Here is a 21,164-nt window from a genome sequence, read left to right as displayed (position 1 = left end):
CGCGGTCTGGGCATCCTGATCCCTGGGCGCGAGTGATCCGGACCCGGTGCTGTGACGCCATGTGACGGCCCGATTACAGACACTGCCGTTCACGCACGTACCGTCTTCGAGTCCCCACGAGAGGAAACCCGAACCATGTCCCGCCGCATCACCACCATCGCAGCCGCTGCCGCAACCGCCGCTGCCCTGATCGCCTCCCTCGTCGGGTGCGCTTCGAGCCCGGCTTCGTCCAGCGACGCCGGTTCCACGAACGCGAACCCCTACGGACTCATCCAGCCGGGGGTGCTGCGCACGGGAACCCTGACGGACGCTCCGCCGAACGTCTACCTCAAGGACAGCAAGTTCACCGGTTTCGACAATGACCTTCTCACCGCGATCGCGAAGAAGCTCGACCTCAAGGTCGAGTTCGTCGGCACCGAGTTCAGTTCGCTGCTCGCGCAGGTGAAGACCAAGAAGTTCGACGTCGGCTCCAGCTCGATCACGATCACGGATGCCCGCAAGAAGACCGTCGACTTCACGAACAAGTACGACTTCGGGTACCTCGGCCTCGAGACTCCTGCGGGCTCCTCGATCACCTCGTTCGATCAGCTCAAGGGCAAGCGCGTCGCTGTCGTGCAGGGCACGGTGCAGGATGACTACGCCACCCATGAGGGCCTGGACCCGGTTCGCGTGCCGGACTACAACGCGGCGCTGAACCAGCTGCGGGCCGGCACGGCCGATGCGTGGGTCTCGCCCGCGGAGATCGGCGAGAAGACGGCTTCCGAATCGGGCGGCAAGATCGTCGCCGTCGCGAAGAAGCTCAGCGAGAACGGAATGGCCTACGCCGTGGCCCCCGGCAACGACAAGCTCCGCGAGGCCCTCAACAAGGCGCTGGACGAGGTCATCGCGGACGGCACCTGGAAGAAGCTCGTCGAGCAGTACTACCCCGGTCGGGCGATCCCCGACGGATTCGTGCCCGGCAGCGGCAAGTGAGCCGCTCCGACACGAGCAGGGTGCCGGCGTGGACGCACTGATCGCGGTCTGGGAGTCCTTCTTCGACTTCGATGCGATGCGGGCGGCTCTTCCCGAGCTGCTCGCCGTCGGGCTGCCCAACACGCTGATCCTCGCCGTGTCGTCCGGGATCCTCGGCACTGTGCTGGGCATGCTGCTGGCGGTCGCCGGGATGTCCAAGCGCCGTTGGCTCCGGTGGCCCGCGAGGATCTACACCGACATCCTGCGCGGGCTGCCCGCCGCGGTCACCATCCTGCTGATCGGCGTCGGCTTCGCCCCGCTCGGGCTGATGGTGTGGGGGCCCAACCCCTATCCGTTCGGGATCCTGGCGCTGGGGCTGATCGCCGGCGCGTACATCGGAGAGATCTTCCGGTCGGGGATCCAGAGCGTCGATGCGGGTCAGACCGAGGCGGCTCGCGCGATCGGGTTCTCCGGGGGCGCCGCGATGCGGCTGGTGATCATCCCGCAGGGCGTGCGGCGCGTGCTGCCGGCGCTGGTGAACCAGCTCATCGCCCTGATCAAGGACTCCTCGCTGATCTACTTCCTCGGCCTGCTCGCGAGCCAGCGCGAGCTGTTCCGCGTCGGGCAGGACGTCGCCGCGAACACGGGGAATCAGTCCGCTCTCGTCCTCGCAGGCCTGTTCTATCTGGCCATCACGATCCCGCTGACGCATGCGGTGAACGCCATCGACAAGCGGCTGCGGGAAGGGCGAAGGGTCGACGTCGTCGACCCGGACGCGGATGACTTCGATGCGGAGATGGACTCCGTCGCAGAGCAGGGGAGCGCGAAGTGAGCGGCGTGACGGAATCCGAGCGGTCGATCGCGCCGGGCAAGGGCGTGAGCGTCTCCACCCGCGACATCCGGCTCTCGTTCGGCAGCAACCGGGTGCTGCGGGGCATCGACCTCGATGTTCCGGCCGGCACCGCCACGTGCATCATCGGGCCGTCCGGGTCGGGCAAGTCCACGCTGCTGCGCACCGTGAACAGGCTGATCGAGCCCGACTCGGGGGACGTGCTGCTGGACGGCAGGTCGGTGCTCGAGGACAATCCCGATCAGCTGCGCCAGCGTGTGGGAATGGTGTTCCAGCATTTCAACCTGTTCCCGCACAAGACGGTGCGTGCCAACATCACGCTCGGGCTCGTCAAGCTGCGAGGCATGTCGAAGGACGAGGCCTCGGAGCGCGCGCTGCGCGAGCTCGACCGGGTGGGGCTCGCGCACAAGGCCGATGTGCGCCCGTCGCGCCTGTCCGGCGGGCAGCAGCAGCGTGTCGCGATCGCACGGGCGCTGGCGATGGATCCCGAGGTCATGCTCTTCGACGAGTCCACCTCGGCGCTCGACCCCGAGCTGGTGAAGGGCGTGCTCGAGACTATGGCGGAGCTGGCGGGCTCGGGGATGACGATGCTGGTCGTCACGCATGAGATGGGCTTCGCCCGCTCGGTGGCGCAGCAGGTGCTGTTCATGGACCGAGGGCGCGCGATCGAATCCGGCGCACCGGATCAGATCTTCGACGCTCCGGCGAGCCCTCGCCTGCAGCGATTCCTGTCCCAGGTGCTGTGACCGACGGTCAGTGCGGGGCCTCCTGCAGCGTGCGCCGGGTGACGAACTCGCGCTGCTCGCCCGTGAGCGGGTCGGTGAACCTCAGCTCGCGGGCCAGCAGCTGCAGGGGCTTGGAGAAGTCGTCCGGTGCCTCCGGCAGCAGCTCCGGATAGAACGTGTCGTGCAGGATGCCCGCGCCCAGCGCCGCCAGGTGCACGCGCAGCTGGTGCATCTTCCCGGAGTGCGGGCGCAGCGTGGTGTGCAGCACCCGATCGTCGAACCCGCGCAGCTCGATGAGCGTCTCGGAGTTCGGCTCGCGATCCGCATCCACCCGCACGCACACGTGCGCTCGGAGCTTCTCGATGTGGTTGCGGAAGACGATCGGGAACGGCTGCCCGCCCAGGGCGGGGGATGCCGGATCCCAGTCCGCAGGCAGCGGGGAGACGGCCTCGTACACCTTCTCGACCCGGCGCCTCTCGAACAGCAGCTGGTAGGCGCCGCGGGTCGCGGGACGCGTGGAGAACATCAGCAGGCCCGCCGTGGCGCGATCCAGCCGGTGGATGGGCGTGAGCTCGGGGTTGTCCAGCAGGTTGCGCAGCCGCACCAGGGCGGAGTTCTGCAGGTACTTGCCGCCCGGGGTGGTCGGCAGGAAGTGCGGCTTGTCCACGATCACCAGGTCGCGGTCCTGGTGCAGCACCTCGATCGGGAACGGGATCTCGCGCTCCACGGGCGGCTCACGGTAATACCAGATGAACTCGTGCGCGCCCAGCGGCGTCTCCCTGGTCAGCGGCGAGCCGTCGCGGGCGACGATCTCACCGCGGTCGAAGCGCGTCAGCAGCCGCTCCGGATCCAGGTGGAAGAACCGCTCGGCCATGTAGGCGCCGATGGTCGCCCAAGGGCCCTCCAGGGGCACGTGCAGGCGCGTGGCGCCGACGCCGTCGCGCACCGGCAGGGGCGATGCCATCGCCATCAGGGGCGCCCGCTCACGCGTCGAAGCTCAGGCTGAGCTTGCGCAGGAGGCCTGCCAGCCGGTCGCGGTCCGTGCGGGGGAGAGCCTGCAGCAGCTCGGCTTCGGCATCCACCAGGCGGGTGATCGCGGCATCCGCCCGCACCCTCCCGTCGTCGGTGAGGATGACCAGGATGCTGCGCCCGTCGTCGGGGTCGGCCTCGCGACGCACGAATCGGCGGCCCACGAGCCGATCGATGCGGTTGGTCATGGTGCCGCTGGAGACCAGGGTCTGCTGCAGCAGCTGCTTGGGGGAGAGCCGGAACGGTGCGCCCGCGCGGCGCAGCGCCGAGAGCACGTCCCACTCCCAGGGCTCGATGTCGCTGCGGTGGAACACCTCGCGGCGGGCGCGGTCGAGCTGGCGCGAGAGGCGGTCCATGCGCGAGAGCACCTCGAGAGGGGAGAAGTCCAGGTCGGGTCGCTGCGTGTTCCACGCACTGACGATCCGATCGACCTCGTCCACCTCGCTCATCCCTCCATCATCGCGCACGCAGGGGGCGGCGCACGCGGCATGGCAGACTTGTCACGCGGAACGCGCGCGGCGCGATCCGCGGTCCGCCGTGGTGTAATGGCAGCACGACAGCCTTTGGAGCTGTTAAGTCCAGGTTCGAGTCCTGGCGGCGGAGCATGTCGGAGAATGAACTCGCCATCATCGTCCTGGCCGCAGGGCAGGGCACTCGCATGCGCTCGCGCCTGCCCAAGGTGCTGCACCGCATCGGCGGGCGCACGCTGGTCGGCCATGTGCTGACCACGGCTGCGGCGCTCGGTGCGACGCACACCGAGGTGATCGTGCGGCACGAGCGCGATCAGGTCGCAGCCCTGCTCGCCGACCGCTACCCGGACGCCGACGTCGTCGATCAGGACGAGATCCCCGGCACCGGCCGCGCCGTGCAGGTCGGGATGGAGGCGCTGCCCGCCGACTTCGACGGCGACGTGCTGGTGCTCTCCGGCGACGTGCCGCTGCTGCAGCCGGAGACCCTGCAGTCGCTGCTGGCCCGGCACCGCGCGGCATCCGCAGCCGCGACGCTGCTCAGCGCCCACCTGGACGACCCCACCGGCTACGGCCGTGTCATCCGCGGCGCCGACGGCGGCGTGGAGCGCATCGTCGAGCAGAAGGACGCCACCGCCGAGGAGGCGGCCGTCACCGAGATCAACGCGGGCGTGTACGTGTTCCGCGCATCCGCGCTGCGTGCCCACCTGGGGCGCATCGATCAGAACAATGCCCAGGGCGAGATGTACCTCACCGACATGATCGGTCTGCTCCGCGGCGCATCCGAGCCTGTCGCCGCCGAGCTCGCGGCCGATGTGGCCTCCACGTTCGGCGTCAACGACCGCGCGCAGCTGGCCGAGGCCGGCCGGGTGCTCAACCAGCGCATCGTGTGGCACTGGCAGCGCGAGGGCGTCACCGTGGTCGACCCCGCGACCACGTGGATCGACGACGACGCCACGCTCGCCCCGGACGTGACGATCCTGCCGAACACGCAGATCCTGCACGCCTGCGTGATCGCCACAGGCGCCACCATCGGCCCCGACACCACTCTGGTGGACACCGAGGTCGGCGAGGATGCCACGGTCAAGCGCACCGATGCCAACCTCGCCGTGATCGGCGCGCGTGCCACCGTCGGTCCGTTCTCGTACCTGCGACCGGGCACGGTGCTGGGTGAGGACGGCAAGATCGGCGCCTATGTGGAGACGAAGAACGCCGAGATCGGCGAGGGGAGCAAGGTCCCGCACCTCTCCTACGTCGGGGATGCCACCATCGGCAGGCACGTGAACCTGGGCGCCAGCACCATCACGGCCAACTACGACGACGTCAACAAGCACCGCACCGAGATCGGGGATGAGGTGCATACCGGCTCGCACACGGTGCTCGTCGCTCCCGTTAGGCTGGGAGCAGGTGCGAAGACCGGTGCAGGCGCCGTCGTCCGCAAGGACGTCCCCGCCGGCTCGCTGGCCATGAGCGTCGCCCCTCAGCGCAACATCGAGGGGTGGGTCCAGAAGAACAGGGCAGGAACCGGTGCGGCGGATGCTGCCGCACGGGAACGATCGGCGGAATAGGCGGCTCGAATGGGGCACAAGCACAAAACAGTGGCACTGGATCGGGAGAACGGGGTCGCCCCCGGACTGATCGCCAAGACCAAGAAGCGGCTGGTCGTCGCCGGAGGTCGTTCGCATCCCGAGCTGACGGCGGCCGTGGCCGCGGCCCTCGGCCAGGAGATGGCTCCCGTCGAGCACCGCACCTTCGCATCCGGTGAGATCTACGCGCGCTTCGAGGTCTCCATCCGCGGCTGCGACCTGTTCATCGTGCAGTCGTTCGGCGAACCCGTGAACGAGTGGCTGATGGAGACGCTGATCATGCTGGATGCCGCCAAGCGCGCATCCGCCAAGCGCATCACCGTCGTCGCCCCGTACTACCCGTACTCGCGTCAGGACAAGAAGGGCCGCGGCCGCGAGCCGATCAGCGCCCGCCTGGTCGCCGACATGCTCAAAGTGGCCGGCGCCGATCGCGTGATGAGCGTCGACCTGCACGCAGCGCAGATCCAGGGCTTCTTCGACGGACCCGTCGACCACCTCTTCGCCAAGCCCGTGCTGCTGAAGCACTTCGAGGAGACTCTGACCCCCGACGACCGCGAGCACCTCACGATCGTCTCCCCGGACATGGGCCGCGTGCGCGTGGCCGACACCTGGTCCGACAGCCTGGGCGCCCCGCTGGCCATCATCCACAAGCGCCGCGACCCGAAGGTGGCCAACCAGGTCTCCGTGCACGAGATCGTCGGCACGGTGAACGACCGCACCTGCCTGCTCGTGGACGACATGATCGACACCGGCGGCACCATCGTCAAGGCCGCCCAGGCGCTGAAGGCCAACGGCGCCCGCAAGGTGATCGTGGCGGCCACGCACGCCATCTTCAGCGAGCCGGCATCGCAGCGCCTGCAGGACGAGGCCATCGACCAGGTGGTCGTCACCGACACGATCCCGCTGGCGCCCGAGCGCTGCTGGCCCGAACTGATCATCCTCCCGATCGCCCCGCTGCTGGCGCGCGCCATCAAGCAGGTCTTCGAGGACGGCTCCGTCACCAGCATGTTCAACGGCGCAGCCTGACGGGTGGTGCTCGACTCGCTGTGATCGCCTCCCTCACCGCGCTGCGCCAGCGCGTGCTGGCCGTGCTGGGCGCCATCTCGATGTATCGGATGGTGTTCTACACGCTGGTGGCGCTGGCGCTGCTGGCACTGGGCTTCTCGTTCACGGGGCTGGTGGCTCCCGGCGCGGGGGAGATCCTGGCATCCTTCGCGGTGCTCGCGGTGGTGATCAGCGCGGTGGATGCCGCCGCGCAGCGCATCCTGCGGCTGCCGTGGCGGTTGGAGTCCTCGCTGCTGACCGCCCTCATCCTGCTGTTCGTGCTGCAGCCCTCCGTCACGATCGCAGGGCTCGGAGGCATCGCCGCCGCGGGTGCGGCGGCCAGCCTGTCGAAGTACCTGCTGGCCTGGCAGGGGCGGCACATCTTCAACCCCGCCGCCTTCGGAGCCACCGTGGTCACGGTGCTGGGGCTGGGCACCTTCTCGTCCTGGTGGGTGGGCACCCCGGCGCTCTCCGTGGCCGTCGCCGTGCTGGGCCTGCTGGTGCTGTGGCGCACCGAGAAGATCCGCCTGGTGCTGGTGTTCCTGGTGATCGTCGTCGCCGTCGGCGTGGTGCGGCAGGCCGTGCAGCTCGCGCAGCTCGGCGACGGGTTCTCGACGGCGGATGCCGTGCTGTTCGCGCTCACGCAGACCCCGTACCTGTTCCTCGGAGCGTTCATGCTCTCCGAGCCGCTCACGCTTCCGCCGCGCCGGTGGCAGCAGTTCAGCGTCGCGGCGCTGGTCGGCGTGCTGGCGGGCTGGCCGATCCCGCTGGGCGGCACGGTCACGCTCGGCGCGGAGCGCGCGCTGCTGATCGGCAACGTGCTGGCGTTCGCCTTCGCCGTCCGCGGCTCGGTGCGCCTGATCCTGCAGGGCCGCCGGATGGTGACGCCCACCGCGCAGGAGCTCACCTTCCGCACCCGAGGACGGCTCGGGTTCCTGCCCGGCCAGTACCTCGAGCTGGAGGTGCCGCATCGGCATCCGGATGCCAGGGGCACGCGCCGCGAGTTCAGCATCGTCTCCGCGCCCGCCGACCTGCCCACGCTCCGCATCGCGTACAAGAACGGCGATCAGAAGCATCCCTCCAGCTACAAGCGCGCACTGGCCGCCGCCGAGCCGGGCGCCGTGCTGGCAGTCACCGGCACCTGGGGTGACTTCGTCCTGCCGCGCGGCGGCGCGCCCGTGCTCATGGTCGCCGCAGGCATCGGCGTGACGCCGTTCGTCTCGCAACTGCGTCAGCTGCGGGCCCTGGGACGCGAGCGCGACGTGGTGCTGGTGTACGTGGCATCCGAGGCGTCCGAACTGGCCTACCGCGACGAGCTGGAGGCCACCGGCGTGCGCGCCGTGGTCTTCACCCGCGATGAGCCGAAGGAGCTCGGCGCGAACTGGGCGTGGGCGCAGGGCGTGCGACTGGATGCTGCGGGCCTGGAGCGCGTGGTGCCCGACATCGCCGCCCGGCACGCGTTCATCTCGGGCCCGCCACGGCTGATCGCCGACCTGGCGCCCGCGCTGGCCAAGGCCCGCAGCCTCACCACCGACGCATTCGCCGGCTACTGAGCAGGCTTCTGCTCAGCAGCCGCAGGCGAGGCGGCCTCCGGAGCCGCCAGCGGCAGCGTCACGGTGAAGGTCGTGTCACCGGGGGTGCTGTCCGCGCGGATCGTGCCGCCGTGGCCCTCGACGATGGCCTTCGCGATGGCGAGGCCCAGACCCGTGCCGCCGGTCTTCCGGGCCCGCGACACGTCACCACGGGCGAAGCGCGCGAACAGCTCGTCGCGCACCTCGGGATCGATGCCCGGTCCGTCGTCGTGCACGCGCAGCACGGCGGAGTCCCCCGTGGTGTGGAGCGAGAGCGTGATGGTGGTGCCGGCGGGCGTGTGCGTCCGGGCATTGGCCAGCAGGTTCGCCAGCACCTCGTGCAGCCGACCCGCGTCTCCCGAGAGCATGACGGGGTCGCCCGGAACCTCCAGCTCCCAGTCGTGATCCAGCGCCGTCGGCTGCGCGTCGGTGAGCGCCTCCACGGCCAGCTGAGTGAGGTCCACGTCCGACCGCTGCAGCTCCCGGCCCTCGTCCAGGCGCGCCAGCAGCAGCAGGTCCTCGACGAGCCTGGTCATCCGCAGGGACTGCGCCTGGATGCGCTCCATCGCGGTGGTGGTGCTCTCCAGCGTCCGGGCCCTGTGGTCGGGATCCTGCACCTGCGCGAGCGCTTTCAGCGACAGTTCGGAGTAGCCGCGGATCGAGGCCAGCGGCGTGCGCAGCTCGTGACTGGCATCCGCCACGAATCTCCGCATCCGCTCCTCATTGCGCTGGCGGGCCGCCAGCGAGGAGTCGACGTGGTCCAGCAGCGTGTTCAGAGCCACGCCCACCCGGCCCACCTCCGTGCGCGGATCGGCCTCGAAGTCCGGCACGCGCTCGGTGATGCTGACCTCGCCTCGATCCAGCGGCTGCCCGGCCACGCGCGTGGCGGTGGCGGCGACGGCGCGCAGGGGCCGCAGGCCCATGCTGATGGTCAGCGCCGTGGTCAGCGCCAGCAGCAGCAGTCCGCCCAGGGTCGCCAATGCGATCACCGTGAACAGCGATCCCAGCGTGCCCAGCACCTCGGAGCGGGACAGCCCGGTGACGACGATCGTGCCGCTGGGCGTCTGCGTGACGGTGGCGAGGTACGAACCGCCCGACGGCAGCGAGACCGTCGCGACCCGGCTCTCGCGCAGCGCCTCGGTCAGTTCGAACAGGTCGCCCGAGGTGAGGGTCGGCGCCTGCCCGGAGGAGGTGATCGTCACCCCGGAGCCCGATTGTCCCGGGGGGAACACGGCCAGCAGCAGGCCCGGAGGGACGCGCTGGCCCTGCAGGGCGCGCTCGGCCAGCTGGGTTCCGGTCAGCGCCGCGGCCGGCTCGGCGTTCGCCACCCACTTCGTGGTCGACGCGGCGTAGCTGCCGAGCTGCTCGGTCAGCCTCTGCTCGAGCGATGTGCCGAGCGTGGCGCTGGTGATGATGGCGACGATCACCAGGATCAGCGAGACGAACCCGATAACGGCGGCCATCAGCCGTGCCTGCAGGCTCAGCGGACGAGCGGACATGAGCGACTACTGCGGGGACTTGATCATGTAGCCGACGCCCCGCACGGTGTGCAGCAGCGGGGTGCGGCCGGCATCGATCTTCTTGCGCAGGTACGAGATGTACAGCTCCACGACCGAGGACTTGCCGCCGAAGTCGTAGCTCCACACCCGGTCGAGGATCTGCGCCTTGGACAGCACGCGGCGCTCGTTGCGCATCAGGAACCGCAGCAGCTCGAACTCGGTGGCGGTCAGCTCGATCTCGTCGTCGCCGCGCATGACCTCGTGGCTGTCCTCGTTCAGCGACAGGTCCGCGACGCGCAGGATCGACTGCTCGTCGTCCACGCGCCCCTGCCCGGAGCGGCGGATCACCGCACGCAGCCGGGCGATGACCTCTTCCAGGCTGAACGGCTTCGTCACGTAGTCGTCGCCGCCGGCGGTGAGCCCTGCGATGCGGTCGCCGACCGAGTCCTTGGCGGTGAGGAACACGACCGGCACGAGGTTGCCGGCCTCGCGGAGCCGGCGCAGCACGCCCACGCCGTCCAGATCCGGCATCATGACGTCCAGTACCAGGGCATCCGGTTCGAAGTCGCGCGCGACCTGCAGCGCCTCCAGACCCGAGCCGGCGGTGCGCACCTCCCAGCCCTCCATGCGCAGGGCCATGGCCAGCAGGTCGGTCAGCATCTGCTCATCGTCCACAGCGAGGATCCGCAGCGGAGAGCCGTCCGGACGGCGCAGATCGGGGTGCTCGTGAGTCATGCACTCATTGTGCACGTGCTGTCATCGAGAATCCATAGCCGACGCTATGGGGATGCTGTGAGCAGGATCTGCCGGTGCCTAGTGGGCGTCTGTGGAGAGTCTGTGCGTGAGCGCGGTGGGCGGCGTCTGCGCGGGATCTGCTCCCTCGAGGGCCCAGATCGAGCCCATCTCGTCCAGCGTGCGATCCATGATGGCGACCATGGCCGCCGCAGCGGCATCGGCGTTCCCGGCCTGGATCGCCGTCGCGGTGTCGACGTGCAGCTGCAGGGCCTCGGGGGCGGGGAATCGGGGCATCAGGCCGTACTGGGTGCGGCCGGACAGCACTTCGTCCACGAGGTCGTGCAGCGTGGAGAACATCTCATTGCCGCCCATGTCCAGGACCAGCGCATGGAACTGCATGTCCAGCTGCAGGAAGGCGGTGGAGTCGCCCTCGCGGCCGGCGGCCCACAGCCGACCGGCGAGTCCGACCAGGTCGCTGGCGCCGCTCAACGGCGCCCGGTGCGCAGCGAGGCGCGCGGCAGCGGGCTCGATCGCGGCGCGCAGCTCGGTCAGGGAGCGCAGCTGGGCGGCTCTGTCGGGGCCTGCCAGACGCCAGCGGATGATCTGCAGGTCGTAGACGTTCCACTGCGTGGACGGCTGCACGCGCACGCCGATGCGTCGCTTGGAGACCACCAGTCCCATGGACTCGAGCGCATGCAGTGCCTCACGCACCACGGAGCGTGACACCTGGAAGCGCTCTTCGAGCGACTCCGTGGTGAAGGTCGCACCCGCCTTCGTCGTGCCGGCACAGATCTCGCGGCCGAGCGTGTCGAGCACGAGATTGCGCAGATCGCCGGCCGCGATGCCGATATGTGGGGACGCCATGTGCATGAGCATATCTTTTTTGCAACGAAGGTTGATATGTCATATTTATTCGATCTAGATTCGTCATTGAGCAGACGTAACGATGCGTCTCACGGAGGCCGCGACGAGGATGCGCGGTTCAGGATGGAGTCACAGTGAAGTACGGATCCACGCTCGTCCGCGTCGTCGCGGCGGCAAGCATCGCAGTGGTCGCCGGTGGGCTGGCCAGCTGCAGTTCCACGCCTGAGGTGAAGGACAGCGCCTCGATCAAGGGAACGACCATTCGCGTCACCCTTGCCAACCATGTCTGGACGGAGTCGATCAAGGGGCTGATCCCCGAGTTCGAGAAGGAGACCGGCGCGAAGGTGGAGATCACCCAGCTCGCCGAGGACCAGCTCTCCGACCAGTACAACGTCAAGCTCAATGCCGGCACCGACGAGATCGACGTGATGATGTACCGGCCGCTGCAGGAGGGCAAGCTCTTCGCGGACAACGGCTACCTCGCCGACCTCACCGATCTCGCCAAGGGCGACAAGGAGTGGGACTGGTCCGACTTCCAGAAGGGACCCGCCGACCTCACCACCTATGACGGCGAAATCGTCGGCGTGCCGCTGATCACCGAGCGCACCGTGCTGTACTACCGCAAGGACCTGCTGGAGAAGGCCGGTCTCGAGGTCCCCAAGACGCTGGATGAACTGCAGGCGGCCGCGGCGAAGATCCACGAGCAGAACCCGGATGTCGCCGGGTACATCGGGCGCACGGGCAAGGCCGCGGCGGTCACGCAGTTCAGCGCCTTCCTGTACAGCTTCGGCGGACAGTGGATCGCCAAGGACGGCAGCTCGGCCATCGGCAGCGACGAGGCTCGCGCCGCGTACGAGTACTACGGCAAGCTGATCCGCGACAACACGTCGGCCACCGTCAACCCCGAGATGAGCTGGCCCGAGGCGTTCGCGGTGTTCCAGCAGGGCAAGGCCGCGTTCATCGCCGATGCTGACAGCCTCTACAAGAACATGACCGATCCCACGCAGTCCACCGTCTCCGACAGCGTCGGGTTCGCGACCTTCCCGGCCGGCCCCGACGGCTCCAAGCCGTACAACGTGGCCTCCTGGGCGCTGGGCATGAACGAGTCCTCGACGCACAAGGACGCGGCGTGGCAGTTCATCAAGTGGGCGACGTCCAAGCAGACGACGCTGAAGATGTCCGAGCTGGGCGTCTCCGGGGCCCGCACGTCGGTGTGGAGCGACCCGAAGGGCACCTCGGGCTACCCGGCCGAGCTGGTCGAGGCCATCAAGGAGAACGGCGCCAACGGCGTCGGCCAGGACCGCCCGCTGGTGTTCCAGGTCGCACAGGCACGGGAGATCGTCGGCGACCCGATCGTCGTCGCGATCGCCGGTGGCGACGTGTCGGCCGCGGTGGACGCCGCCGACAAGTCCTTCGGCGAGTTCCTCAAGACCGACTCCGAGTGACCATCCTCCGCACCGCCCCGTCTGCGACGGGGCGGTGCGGACCCAACCCCTCAGGACGCAACATGACCGCATCTGAGACGGCCACCGCACTGTCGTCGCGCGAGCGCTTCAGCCGCTGGGCCGACAGGCACCGCAAGTGGCTCTTCGCCGGGCCATCCATGGTCTTCACCCTGCTACTGCTGGCGATTCCGCTCGGCTGGACGCTGTTCCTCAGCCTCACCGACGCGCGGCGGTCGGTGCGCAGGAAGTTCGACTTCGCCGGGTTCGAGAACTACCTCTCCGCCCTCACTGACACCGAACGCTTCTGGCCGTCCGTGGGCCGCACCATGTACTTCACCGCCGGCGCGCTGTTCTTCGAGCTCGTCCTCGGCATGGTCATCGCACTGCTGCTGTGGAAGCCGTTCCGCGGTCAGGGCGTCGTCCGCACCATCGTGCTGCTGCCGCTGGTGGCGACGCCGGTCGCCGTCGGCATGATGTGGCGACTGCTGTTCGAGCCGAACATCGGGTTCGTCAACGAGATGCTCTCCTGGTTCGGCATCCCCGCTCAGCCCTGGCTCGCTGATCCGGCCACGTCGCTGCCGACCCTGATCTTCGTCGACATCTGGCAGTGGACGCCGATGGTCGCGCTGATCCTGCTCGCGGGCCTGACCGGCCTGTCCGAGGAGCCGCAGGAGGCGGCGCGCGTGGACGGCGCCAACGCGTGGCAGCGGTTCTGGTACGTGACCGTGCCGCTCATGCGGCCGGTGATCATCGCCGCCGTGCTGCTGCGCGGGATCGACGCGCTGAAGACGTTCGACATCCTGTACGCGACGAAGGGCAAGGGCGGCGGCTCCTCGCACGACGTCGAGACGCTCAACGTCTACGCGTACGGGCTGAGCTTCGACTACAACGAGTACGGGCTGGCCTCGGCCGTGCTGATCCTCTTCTTCCTCATCATCCTCGCGGTGATCTGGGTGCTGCAGATGCAGAGAAAGGGCAAGGAGTCATGACCTCCCTCACCGCGACGCGCCCCGCCGTCACGCCCCGTCCGACACCCGCTCGCCGCCGACGGAGGTTTCGCTGGGGAACCGCCGGCCGCTTCATCGGACTGGCCGTCATCGTGCTGGCGTTCCTCGGGCCCATCGTGTGGATGGTGCTGGCGAGCTTCAAGCTCAACGTGCAGATCTACGACTCGAGCCAGGCGTTCATCTTCACGCCGACGCTGGAGAACTACGGCACGGTGTTCGACCCGCTGCGCGGCAACTACCTCGTCTACATCTGGAACTCGTTCTTCGTCGCGTTCATGGCCACCGGGCTGTCCATGGTGCTGGCCGTCCCCGCCGCGTACGCGATGAGCAGATTCATGATGGGCCGCTCCGCGATGGTCGTGCTCCTCGCGCGCATCATCCCCGGGGTCAGCCTGCTCGTGCCGTGGTACTTCATCTTCGCCCAGCTGAAGATGACCGGCGGCTACCTGCCGCTGATCCTGTCGCACATGTTCGTGTCGCTGCCGCTGATCCTCTACATCATGATGTCGTTCTTCGACCAGATGCCGGAGGAGCTCGAGGAGTCCGCGCAGGTCGACGGACTCACCGCGATCGGCGCGTTCTTCCGCATCACGATGCCGCTGTCGGTGCCGGGCATCGCCACCGCGACGATCCTGTCGTTCATCTTCTCGTGGAACAACTTCATGTTCGCGCTGGTGCTGGCCGGGCAGTCCACCAAGACACTGCCTGTGGCGATCTTCGACTTCATCGGCTACGCGTCCATCGACTGGGGAGCGCTGATGGCGGCATCCGTCGTCGTGACCACCCCGATCATGCTCATCGCCCTGTTCACGCAGCGCTACATCGTCTCGGGACTCACAGCGGGGGCGACGAAGGGATGACCGTGCCTGATGAGGGAAGGATCACCATCGCGCGCGTGGAGGCGCTGCCGGTGGCGCCGCGCTGGCTGTTCGTGCGGATCGAGACCTCCGACGGGCTGGTCGGATGGGGTGAGGCGTCGCTGGAGGGGTACGCGGATGTCGTCGCCGCGGCCGTCGAGCAGTTCGCCGGCTACCTGGTCGGCAAGGACCCGATGCGCATCGAGGACCACTGGCAGGTCCTCACCAAGTCGCAGTTCTACCGCGGGGGGCCCGTGCTCTCCAGCGCGGTGTCCGGAATCGACCAGGCGCTCTGGGATCTTGCGGGCAGACGAGCAGGCGTTCCCGTGCACGAGCTGCTCGGTGGCGCCGTGCGCGATCGTATCCGCGCCTACGGCTGGGTCGGCGGCGATGACCCGTCCCAGGTGGCGGATCACATCTCGGCGCAGGTCGAGGTGGGCCTCACCGCGGTGAAGATGAACGCCTCGGGGCGGATGAGCCGCAACGGCTCGGTCGCCGAGCTCGACGGCGTCGTCGCCCGTGTCGCCAGCGCGCGCGAGGTACTCGGGCCCGATCGAGACGTCGCCGTCGACCTGCACGGCCGCTTCACCCTCGCCACCGCCCGCCGGCTGGCGCCGCTGCTGGAGCCGCTGCATCCTTTCTTCCTCGAGGAGCCGGTGGTCCCCGAGAACACGCATGTGATCGAGCGGATGGTCGACACCACGAGCATCCCGATCGCGACGGGGGAGCGGCTGTACTCGCGGCAGGAGTTCCTGCCGGTGCTGCGCGCCGGCGTTGCGATCGTGCAGCCGGACCTGTCGCACGCCGGCGGCATCAGCGAGGTCCGCCGCATCGCCGCACTGGCCGAGGCGCACGACGCGATGATCGCCCCGCACTGCCCGCTGGGACCGATCGCGCTCGCCGCCTGCCTGCAGGTCGCGTTCACGACGCCCAATCACCTGATCCAGGAGCAGTCGATCGGAATCCATTACAACAAGGGCGCCGAGGTGCTCGACTACGTGATGGACACCGAGCCGCTGAAGTTCGTGGACGGCTGCTTCGAGCGCCTCACGGGGCCCGGCCTCGGCATCGAGATCGATGAGTCGGCCGTGCGCGATGCCGCGCGTCGCTGGAAGACCTGGCAGAACCCGATCTGGCGCCACGCCGACGGCTCCCTCGCGGAGTGGTGACGGACCCAGTGACCCAGCGGCTCTGAGCGCCGTCGGGCGGCGTTTCGACGGGCTCAGTGACCCGGGAAGTCGGGTCGCTGAGCCTGTCGGGGTGGTGTCAGTGGGTGTCTTCGGCTTCGATTTCGGTGCGGTCGCCGGACCAGAGGGTGTGGAAGGTGCCGGGCCGGTCGACGCGTTTGTAGGTGTGTGCGCCGAAGAAGTCGCGTTGGCCTTGGACGAGGGCGGCGGGGAGGCGGTCGGCGCGGATGCCGTCGTAGTACGACAGGGACGAGCTGAACGCGGGCGCGGGGATCCCGGCTTGGGCTGCGGCGGTGACCACCCGCCGCCAGGCGGCCTGGCCGCGGGTGAGGGCTTCGGCGAAGTACGGGGCGGTCATCAGCACCGGCAGGTCCGGGGTCTGCTCGTACGCGTCGGCGATGCGGTTGAGGAACTGGGCGCGGATGATGCACCCGCCGCGCCAGATCTTCGCGACCTTCCCCAGGTCGATCTGCCAGTCGTACTCCGCCGCCCCGGCACGGATCTCATCGAACCCCTGCGAGTACGCGACGATCTTCGACGCATACAGCGCCAGCCGCACATCCTCGATGAACGCCGCCTCGTCCGCCACGGCGAACGGCTCGGCCGGGCCGGGCAGGCCCGAGGCGGCGGCGCGCTGCTCCGGGTGGGAGGACAGCGACCGGGCGAACGTGGCCTCCGCGATCCCGGAGACCGGGACCCCCAATGCCAGCGCCGTCTGCACGGTCCACGCGCCGGTGCCCTTGGCTCCTGCCTGGTCCAGGATCACATCCACCAGCGGCAGCCCGGTCGCCGCGTCCGTCTGGCGCAGCACCTCCGCGGTGATCTCGATCAGATACGACTCCAACTCCCCGGTGTTCCAGTCGGCGAAGATGTCCGCGATCTGCGCGGGAGTCCGGCCGGTGCCGCGGCGGATCAGGTCGTACGCCTCGGCGATCAGCTGCATGTCGGCGTACTCGATGCCGTTGTGCACCATCTTCACGAAATGCCCCGCACCGTCATGACCGATATGCGTCACGCACGGCTCCCCCTCCGCGACCGCCGCGATCGACTCCAGGATCGGGCCCAACGTCACCCACGACTCATCCGACCCGCCCGGCATGATGCTCGGACCCAAAAGTGCACCCTCCTCGCCGCCGGAGATCCCCGCGCCCACGAAGTTGATCCCGGTGGCGCGCACCGTCTTCTCGCGGCGGATCGTGTCAGGGAAGTAGGCGTTGCCGCCGTCGACGATGATGTCACCGGGCTCGAACACCCGCACCAGCTCATCGATCACCGCATCCGTGGGACCACCGGCCTTGACCATGACGATCGCCGCACGAGGCCTCTGCAGACTCGCCGCGAACTCCTCATACGAGAACGCCGGCACGAACCCCGCCTCCGGGAACCCCGCCACCAGCTCATCCGTCTTCGCACGAGAACGGTTCAACACCGCCACCGTGTTCCCCTCACGACTCGCGAGATTCCGGGCCAGATTCGACCCCATCACAGCAAGCCCGACGACTCCGATATTGGCAGATGCTTCAGACAAGGTGCACTCCTCGATGACGCGGAAAGGATGCGTTCAGAGTACCGGGCGAGCAGACGCCGGAGAGCCTTGTGACGATCAGTCCCGACGGTTGGTGGCGCGACCCAGGGAGAACAGCGCGCCGAAGCACAGCACGGAGCCGAGGACGAACATGCCGCCGAGGAACCAGCCGATGATGTGCGAGATGAAGGCGGCGTCCATGGTGTTCCGATCTGCGAGGAGAGAACTGACGTCTCAAGAGTATCGGGGTTTCGGGTACGATGGAGGAGTTCCTCGGCGAGGGATGCGCTCCTGCGTGCGCGCATCCGTTATCGACGCGGTGATGTGAGCCCGGTGGTTCGCGTCCTCGCGCTCGCGTTCGAGGTGCTGAGAACCCATGACCACCGTGTGGCCCGTCGCCGCACGTCTGAAGGAGAACATCATGTCCGACGACAACAAGGTCCAGGTCGACCTCCGCACCAGCTTCGGCAAGGGCTTCGCGCGCCGCCTGCGCGCCGAGGGCAAGATCCCCGCGGTGCTCTACGGTCACGGCACCGACCCCGTGCACGTCGCGCTGCCCGGCCACCAGGTCTCGCTGATCATCCGCCGCGCCAACGCTCTGCTCGACCTCGACATCGAGGGCAAGGCCCAGCTGGCCCTCGTCAAGGACGTGCAGAAGGACCCGGTGCGCCAGATCATCGAGCACATCGACCTGCTGGTCGTGAAGAAGGGCGAGAAGGTCCACGTCGAGGTCCCGATCGTCGTGACCGGCGAGTCGTTCTCGGGCACCATCGTCACGGTCGATGTCGCCACCATCAAGCTCGAGGTCGAGGCGACCCACATCCCCGAGCACGTCCAGGTCTCGGTCGAGGGTCTCGAGGAGGGCGCGCGCATCACCGCCGGCGACGTGACCCTGCCCAAGGGCGCCTCGCTGCTGGATGATGCCGACCTGCTGCTGATCGCCGTGTCCACGCCGGTCGCCGAGGAGGCCGAGGAGTCCGCCGAGGCCGAGGCCGAGGCTGCTCCGGCCGCGGAGGCCGCCGCGGAGTGATCCGCTGATGCATTATCGGGAGGGGGCGCGACGAGTCGCGTCCCCTCCCGCATACCCGGATCCTGAGCACCTGGAGGGGAATCTCGCATGGCATCGACCTGGCTGATCATCGGGCTGGGGAATCCCGGACCGCGCTATGCAGCGACCCGTCACAACATCGGGCAGATGGTGATGGATGAACTGGCGGACCGCCGCGGTGAGCGCTTCCGCGAGCACAAGGCCGGAGCGCGCGTCGTGGAGACCTGGCTGCGTCCCGGTGGCGACAAGCTGGTGCTGGCCAAGCTCAACTCGTTCATGAACGTGTCGGGCACTCCGGCGGCGGCGCTGGCGAAGTTCTACTCCACGGATGCCGATCACATCGTCGTGGTGCACGATGAACTGGACATTCCCTTTGACAGCATCCGGTTGAAGACCGGTGGCGGGCACGGCGGGCACAACGGCGTCCGCGACATCGCCCGGGCTCTGGCCACGCCGGACTTCACGCGGGTGCGGGCCGGCATCGGCCGCCCGCCGGGACGTCAGGATCCCGCCGACTGGGTGCTCGGCACGTTCAGCGCCGCGGAGCAGAAGACCCTGCCGATCTTCCTCTCCGACGTGGCGGATGCCGTGGAGCTGCTCGTCGACGAGGGGCTGCTTGCCGCGCAGCAGAAGCACCACTCCCGCGCCTGATCGAGATCTGACCGCTCAGCTCGGGATCTGTGCGCCCAGCTCGGGGAGGGGCGCTCAGGCCGAACCGGTGAAGGCGATGCCGTTGCCGACGCCCAGCAGCACCCCGAAGAGCAGGAAGAACCCGAGTGGTCCGATCGCCGCGAGGACGATGGCGAAGACGCCCATGCCGCGGCCCCGCCGGCGGGCTGTCGCGACGATCCCGAGGATCAGAGCGAGGATGCCGATCACGGTGGCACCCCAGAACAGGACCTCCAGCCACAGCACCTGCGTGCGCACCGGTGAGAGCGCGGCCGGCGACACGGCACCGGTCGCGGGGTCCGCGATGTCCTCCAGACGCACCTGCAGGCCGATCTGGAGGCCGAGCACTCCGGCGAGCACGGGCGCGACGACCGCCGCCACCAGGGCGCTCAGCAGTGCGATCAGCCCGGTGGTGCGCGCCCGTCGCGGCGCCTGCGGCGGCACCTGATAGCCGCCCACGGGGGCCTGATAGCCGCCGACGGGCACACCGTACGCGCCGGGCGGGGGAGCGGGCGCTCGCGGCACCGGCGGGATGGAGCCGTGCGGCTGCGCGCCGGGTGCGGGGAACTGCGGCTCGGTCATGATCTCTCCCGCCTCAGACGCGGCGCAGCAGGCCCATCTTGTCGTACACGTCGGCGAGGGTGACGTCCGCGACCTCGTCGGCCCTCGCGGCGTTGGCAGCCAGCAGCCGGTCGAGCTCGGCGGGGTCGTCCAGCAGCTCGTTGGCGCGCTCGCGCACCGGACCGAACTCGTTCACGACGACCTCGGCGAGGCCCTTCTTGAAATCGCCGTAGCCGCGGCCCGCGTACTCGTCCTCGATGGCGCCGACCTGGCGGCCGGTGAGAGCCGCGTAGATCGCCAGCAAGTTGGAGACGCCGGGCTTGTTCTCACGGTCGTAGTGCACCGAGCCCTCGGTGTCGGTGACAGCGCGCATGATCTTCTTCGCCGACTTCGCCGGGTCGTCCAGCAGCCACAGCACACCCGCGTCGCTCTCGGCGGACTTGGACATCTTCGACGTGGGGTTCTGCAGATCGTAGATGCGTGCGGTGTCCTTCTGGATCACGGCCTTCGGCACCTGGAACGTCTTCCCGAAGCGCTTGTTGAAGCGCTCCGCGAGGTCGCGGGTGAGTTCGACGTGCTGCTTCTGGTCATCACCGACCGGCACGAGCTCGGTCTGGTACAGCAGGATGTCGGCGGCCATCAGCACGGGGTAGGTGAACAGGCCCACCGAGGTGGAGTCCTGGCCGTAGCGGGCGGACTTGTCCTTGAACTGCGTCATGCGGCCAGCCTCGCCGAAGCCGGTGATGGTGCTGAGGATCCAGGCGAGCTCGGCATGCGCGCGCACATGCGACTGCACGTACAGCGTGGACTTCGACGGCTCGATGCCTGCCGCGATGTACTGCGCGGCGGTGCGGCGGGTCTTCTCGCGCAATACGGCCGGGTCCTGCGGGACGGTGATGGCGTGCAGGTCGACCACCGAGAAGAAGGCATCGAACGAGCTCTGCATCTCACGCCACTGCAGGAGCGCCCCGATGTAGTTGCCGGCCTGGAGGGAGTCGGCGGAGGGCTGCATTCCTGAGTAGAGGCGTGGTTTCGTGGTCACCGTTCAATCCTAGGCCGCTGCTGGCAGCGACTCAGCGGCAGCGGGTGATCAGGCTGGGCGTGAGTCATTCTCGATCGGGCAGCACGGCATCGCGGATCTGGGTGGTCAACGCGGTCAGTTCATCGAGCCGGGTATCGATCCCGTCGAGTCGGGTATCGATCCCGTCGAGTCGGGTATCGATCCCGTCGAGTCGGCTATCGATCCCGTCGAACCGCTTGTCATGCGCGTCGAACCGCTTGTCATGCGCGTCGAACCGCTTGTCATGCGCGTCGAACCGCTTGTCATGCTCGGCGGCCTTCCGCGTGAGCAGGCCGACGTGCTCCTCCACCTGGCCCAGGTGCTTGCGCACGTCCGCGATATCACCGGTGAGCATGAGGAATTCGGCCTTGCTCCTGTCCTCGGCCGCATCCAACTGCTTCTGGAACCCGTCGAATCGCAGGTTCATGATCTGACAGTGATGATGGTGGTGGGAGCCCCGCAGCGGTCTTCCTGACTCATGCTC

Annotated in this window: 21 protein-coding genes, 1 tRNA gene and 1 pseudogene; 13 read left to right on the top strand and 10 right to left on the bottom strand. The window is 68.6% G+C overall.

Annotated elements, in window-relative coordinates; translation table 11 throughout:
• Window positions 1–135: 135 nt before the first annotated feature.
• The 3 genes from Q0568_RS08490 to Q0568_RS08480 are packed head-to-tail and all read left to right on the top strand — an operon-like array spanning window position 136 to window position 2,547.
• Window positions 136–972 carry an ABC transporter substrate-binding protein gene (locus tag Q0568_RS08490; RefSeq protein ID WP_298865356.1) on the top strand — a complete coding sequence of 279 codons (837 nt, stop codon included), beginning with the start codon at window positions 136–138 and terminating at the stop codon, window positions 970–972.
• A gap of 28 nt (window positions 973–1,000) precedes the next feature.
• Window positions 1,001–1,783 carry an amino acid ABC transporter permease gene (locus Q0568_RS08485; protein WP_298865353.1) on the top strand — a complete coding sequence of 261 codons (783 nt, stop codon included), beginning with the start codon at window positions 1,001–1,003 and terminating at the stop codon, window positions 1,781–1,783.
• 5 nt (window positions 1,784–1,788) lie between these two features.
• Window positions 1,789–2,547 carry an amino acid ABC transporter ATP-binding protein gene (locus Q0568_RS08480; RefSeq protein WP_298866011.1) on the top strand — a complete coding sequence of 253 codons (759 nt, stop codon included), beginning with the start codon at window positions 1,789–1,791 and terminating at the stop codon, window positions 2,545–2,547.
• A 7-nt stretch (window positions 2,548–2,554) separates the two neighbouring features.
• On the opposite strand, the gene Q0568_RS08475 is transcribed toward Q0568_RS08480, so the two are convergent.
• Window positions 2,555–3,490, bottom strand: coding sequence for a pseudouridine synthase (locus Q0568_RS08475; RefSeq protein ID WP_298865350.1), 936 nt, complete (start codon window positions 3,488–3,490; stop codon window positions 2,555–2,557).
• A 19-nt stretch (window positions 3,491–3,509) separates the two neighbouring features.
• The gene (locus Q0568_RS08470) at window positions 3,510–4,004 is read right to left on the bottom strand and encodes a MarR family transcriptional regulator (RefSeq protein WP_298865347.1); all 495 of its coding nucleotides are present in this window, start codon (window positions 4,002–4,004) and stop codon (window positions 3,510–3,512) included.
• A gap of 82 nt (window positions 4,005–4,086) precedes the next feature.
• Here Q0568_RS08470 and Q0568_RS08465 point away from each other — a divergent pair.
• The 4 genes from Q0568_RS08465 (at window position 4,087) to Q0568_RS08450 (ending at window position 8,205) form a co-directional block, all read left to right on the top strand.
• Window positions 4,087–4,158 (top strand) — tRNA-Gln (locus Q0568_RS08465).
• A gap of 1 nt (window position 4,159) precedes the next feature.
• Entirely contained in the window at window positions 4,160–5,590 is a 1,431-nt protein-coding gene (glmU, locus tag Q0568_RS08460; RefSeq protein WP_298865345.1) for a bifunctional UDP-N-acetylglucosamine diphosphorylase/glucosamine-1-phosphate N-acetyltransferase GlmU, read from the top strand.
• 9 nt (window positions 5,591–5,599) lie between these two features.
• Window positions 5,600–6,634, top strand: coding sequence for a ribose-phosphate diphosphokinase (locus Q0568_RS08455; RefSeq protein WP_298865342.1), 1,035 nt, complete (start codon window positions 5,600–5,602; stop codon window positions 6,632–6,634).
• A gap of 20 nt (window positions 6,635–6,654) precedes the next feature.
• Entirely contained in the window at window positions 6,655–8,205 is a 1,551-nt protein-coding gene (locus Q0568_RS08450) for an FAD-dependent oxidoreductase (protein WP_298865339.1), read from the top strand.
• On the opposite strand, the gene Q0568_RS08445 is transcribed toward Q0568_RS08450, so the two are convergent.
• The 3 genes from Q0568_RS08445 to Q0568_RS08435 form a co-directional block, all read right to left on the bottom strand.
• The gene (locus Q0568_RS08445) at window positions 8,199–9,722 is read right to left on the bottom strand and encodes an ATP-binding protein (RefSeq protein ID WP_298865336.1); all 1,524 of its coding nucleotides are present in this window, start codon (window positions 9,720–9,722) and stop codon (window positions 8,199–8,201) included. The genes Q0568_RS08450 and Q0568_RS08445 overlap by 7 nt on opposite strands.
• 6 nt (window positions 9,723–9,728) lie before the next feature.
• Entirely contained in the window at window positions 9,729–10,457 is a 729-nt protein-coding gene (locus tag Q0568_RS08440; protein WP_298865333.1) for a response regulator transcription factor, read from the bottom strand.
• Window positions 10,458–10,535: 78 nt separating this feature from the next.
• Complete coding sequence (locus tag Q0568_RS08435; RefSeq protein WP_298865331.1) at window positions 10,536–11,321, bottom strand: FCD domain-containing protein; 786 nt, start codon at window positions 11,319–11,321, stop codon at window positions 10,536–10,538.
• 134 nt (window positions 11,322–11,455) lie between these two features.
• Between Q0568_RS08435 and Q0568_RS08430 the strand changes: the two genes are divergently transcribed.
• The 4 genes from Q0568_RS08430 (at window position 11,456) to dgoD (ending at window position 15,799) form a co-directional block, all read left to right on the top strand.
• On the top strand, window positions 11,456–12,766 hold the full coding sequence (locus tag Q0568_RS08430; RefSeq protein WP_298865326.1) for a sugar ABC transporter substrate-binding protein: 1,311 nt from the start codon (window positions 11,456–11,458) through the stop codon (window positions 12,764–12,766).
• 62 nt (window positions 12,767–12,828) lie between these two features.
• On the top strand, window positions 12,829–13,755 hold the full coding sequence (locus Q0568_RS08425) for a carbohydrate ABC transporter permease (RefSeq protein ID WP_298865324.1): 927 nt from the start codon (window positions 12,829–12,831) through the stop codon (window positions 13,753–13,755).
• The gene (locus Q0568_RS08420) at window positions 13,752–14,633 is read left to right on the top strand and encodes a carbohydrate ABC transporter permease (protein ID WP_298865317.1); all 882 of its coding nucleotides are present in this window, start codon (window positions 13,752–13,754) and stop codon (window positions 14,631–14,633) included. Before Q0568_RS08425 ends, Q0568_RS08420 begins: the two co-directional genes overlap by 4 nt.
• 2 nt (window positions 14,634–14,635) lie before the next feature.
• Window positions 14,636–15,799, top strand: coding sequence for a galactonate dehydratase (gene dgoD / locus Q0568_RS08415; RefSeq protein WP_298865314.1), 1,164 nt, complete (start codon window positions 14,636–14,638; stop codon window positions 15,797–15,799).
• 97 nt (window positions 15,800–15,896) lie between these two features.
• Here dgoD and gndA read toward each other — a convergent pair whose 3' ends face one another.
• Both gndA and Q0568_RS08405 read right to left on the bottom strand, forming a co-directional pair.
• On the bottom strand, window positions 15,897–17,345 hold the full coding sequence (gene gndA, locus Q0568_RS08410) for an NADP-dependent phosphogluconate dehydrogenase (RefSeq protein WP_298865311.1): 1,449 nt from the start codon (window positions 17,343–17,345) through the stop codon (window positions 15,897–15,899).
• Between the two features lie 75 nt (window positions 17,346–17,420).
• The gene (locus Q0568_RS08405) at window positions 17,421–17,543 is read right to left on the bottom strand and encodes a hypothetical protein (RefSeq protein WP_298865309.1); all 123 of its coding nucleotides are present in this window, start codon (window positions 17,541–17,543) and stop codon (window positions 17,421–17,423) included.
• A 220-nt stretch (window positions 17,544–17,763) separates the two neighbouring features.
• Here Q0568_RS08405 and Q0568_RS08400 point away from each other — a divergent pair, with 220 nt between their 5' ends.
• Together Q0568_RS08400 and pth are read left to right on the top strand one after the other, a co-directional pair.
• The gene (locus Q0568_RS08400; protein ID WP_298866009.1) at window positions 17,764–18,372 is read left to right on the top strand and encodes a 50S ribosomal protein L25/general stress protein Ctc; all 609 of its coding nucleotides are present in this window, start codon (window positions 17,764–17,766) and stop codon (window positions 18,370–18,372) included.
• A gap of 87 nt (window positions 18,373–18,459) precedes the next feature.
• Window positions 18,460–19,041, top strand: a complete 582-nt coding sequence (pth, locus tag Q0568_RS08395; protein ID WP_298865307.1) for an aminoacyl-tRNA hydrolase — start codon at window positions 18,460–18,462, stop codon at window positions 19,039–19,041.
• 54 nt (window positions 19,042–19,095) lie between these two features.
• On the opposite strand, the gene Q0568_RS08390 is transcribed toward pth, so the two are convergent.
• The 3 genes and pseudogenes from Q0568_RS08390 to Q0568_RS08380 form a co-directional block, all read right to left on the bottom strand.
• On the bottom strand, window positions 19,096–19,641 hold the full coding sequence (locus tag Q0568_RS08390; RefSeq protein ID WP_298865304.1) for a hypothetical protein: 546 nt from the start codon (window positions 19,639–19,641) through the stop codon (window positions 19,096–19,098).
• 13 nt (window positions 19,642–19,654) lie between these two features.
• Entirely contained in the window at window positions 19,655–20,662 is a 1,008-nt protein-coding gene (trpS, locus tag Q0568_RS08385; protein ID WP_298865302.1) for a tryptophan--tRNA ligase, read from the bottom strand.
• A gap of 64 nt (window positions 20,663–20,726) precedes the next feature.
• A pseudogene (locus tag Q0568_RS08380) lies at window positions 20,727–21,164 on the bottom strand (hypothetical protein); the annotation flags it as partial.

This window comes from uncultured Microbacterium sp. (assembly GCF_937927635.1).
Taxonomy (GTDB): domain Bacteria; phylum Actinomycetota; class Actinomycetes; order Actinomycetales; family Microbacteriaceae; genus Microbacterium.
Note: the sequence above shows the minus strand (reverse complement) of the source record. Positions and strands in the feature narration are given on the sequence as shown.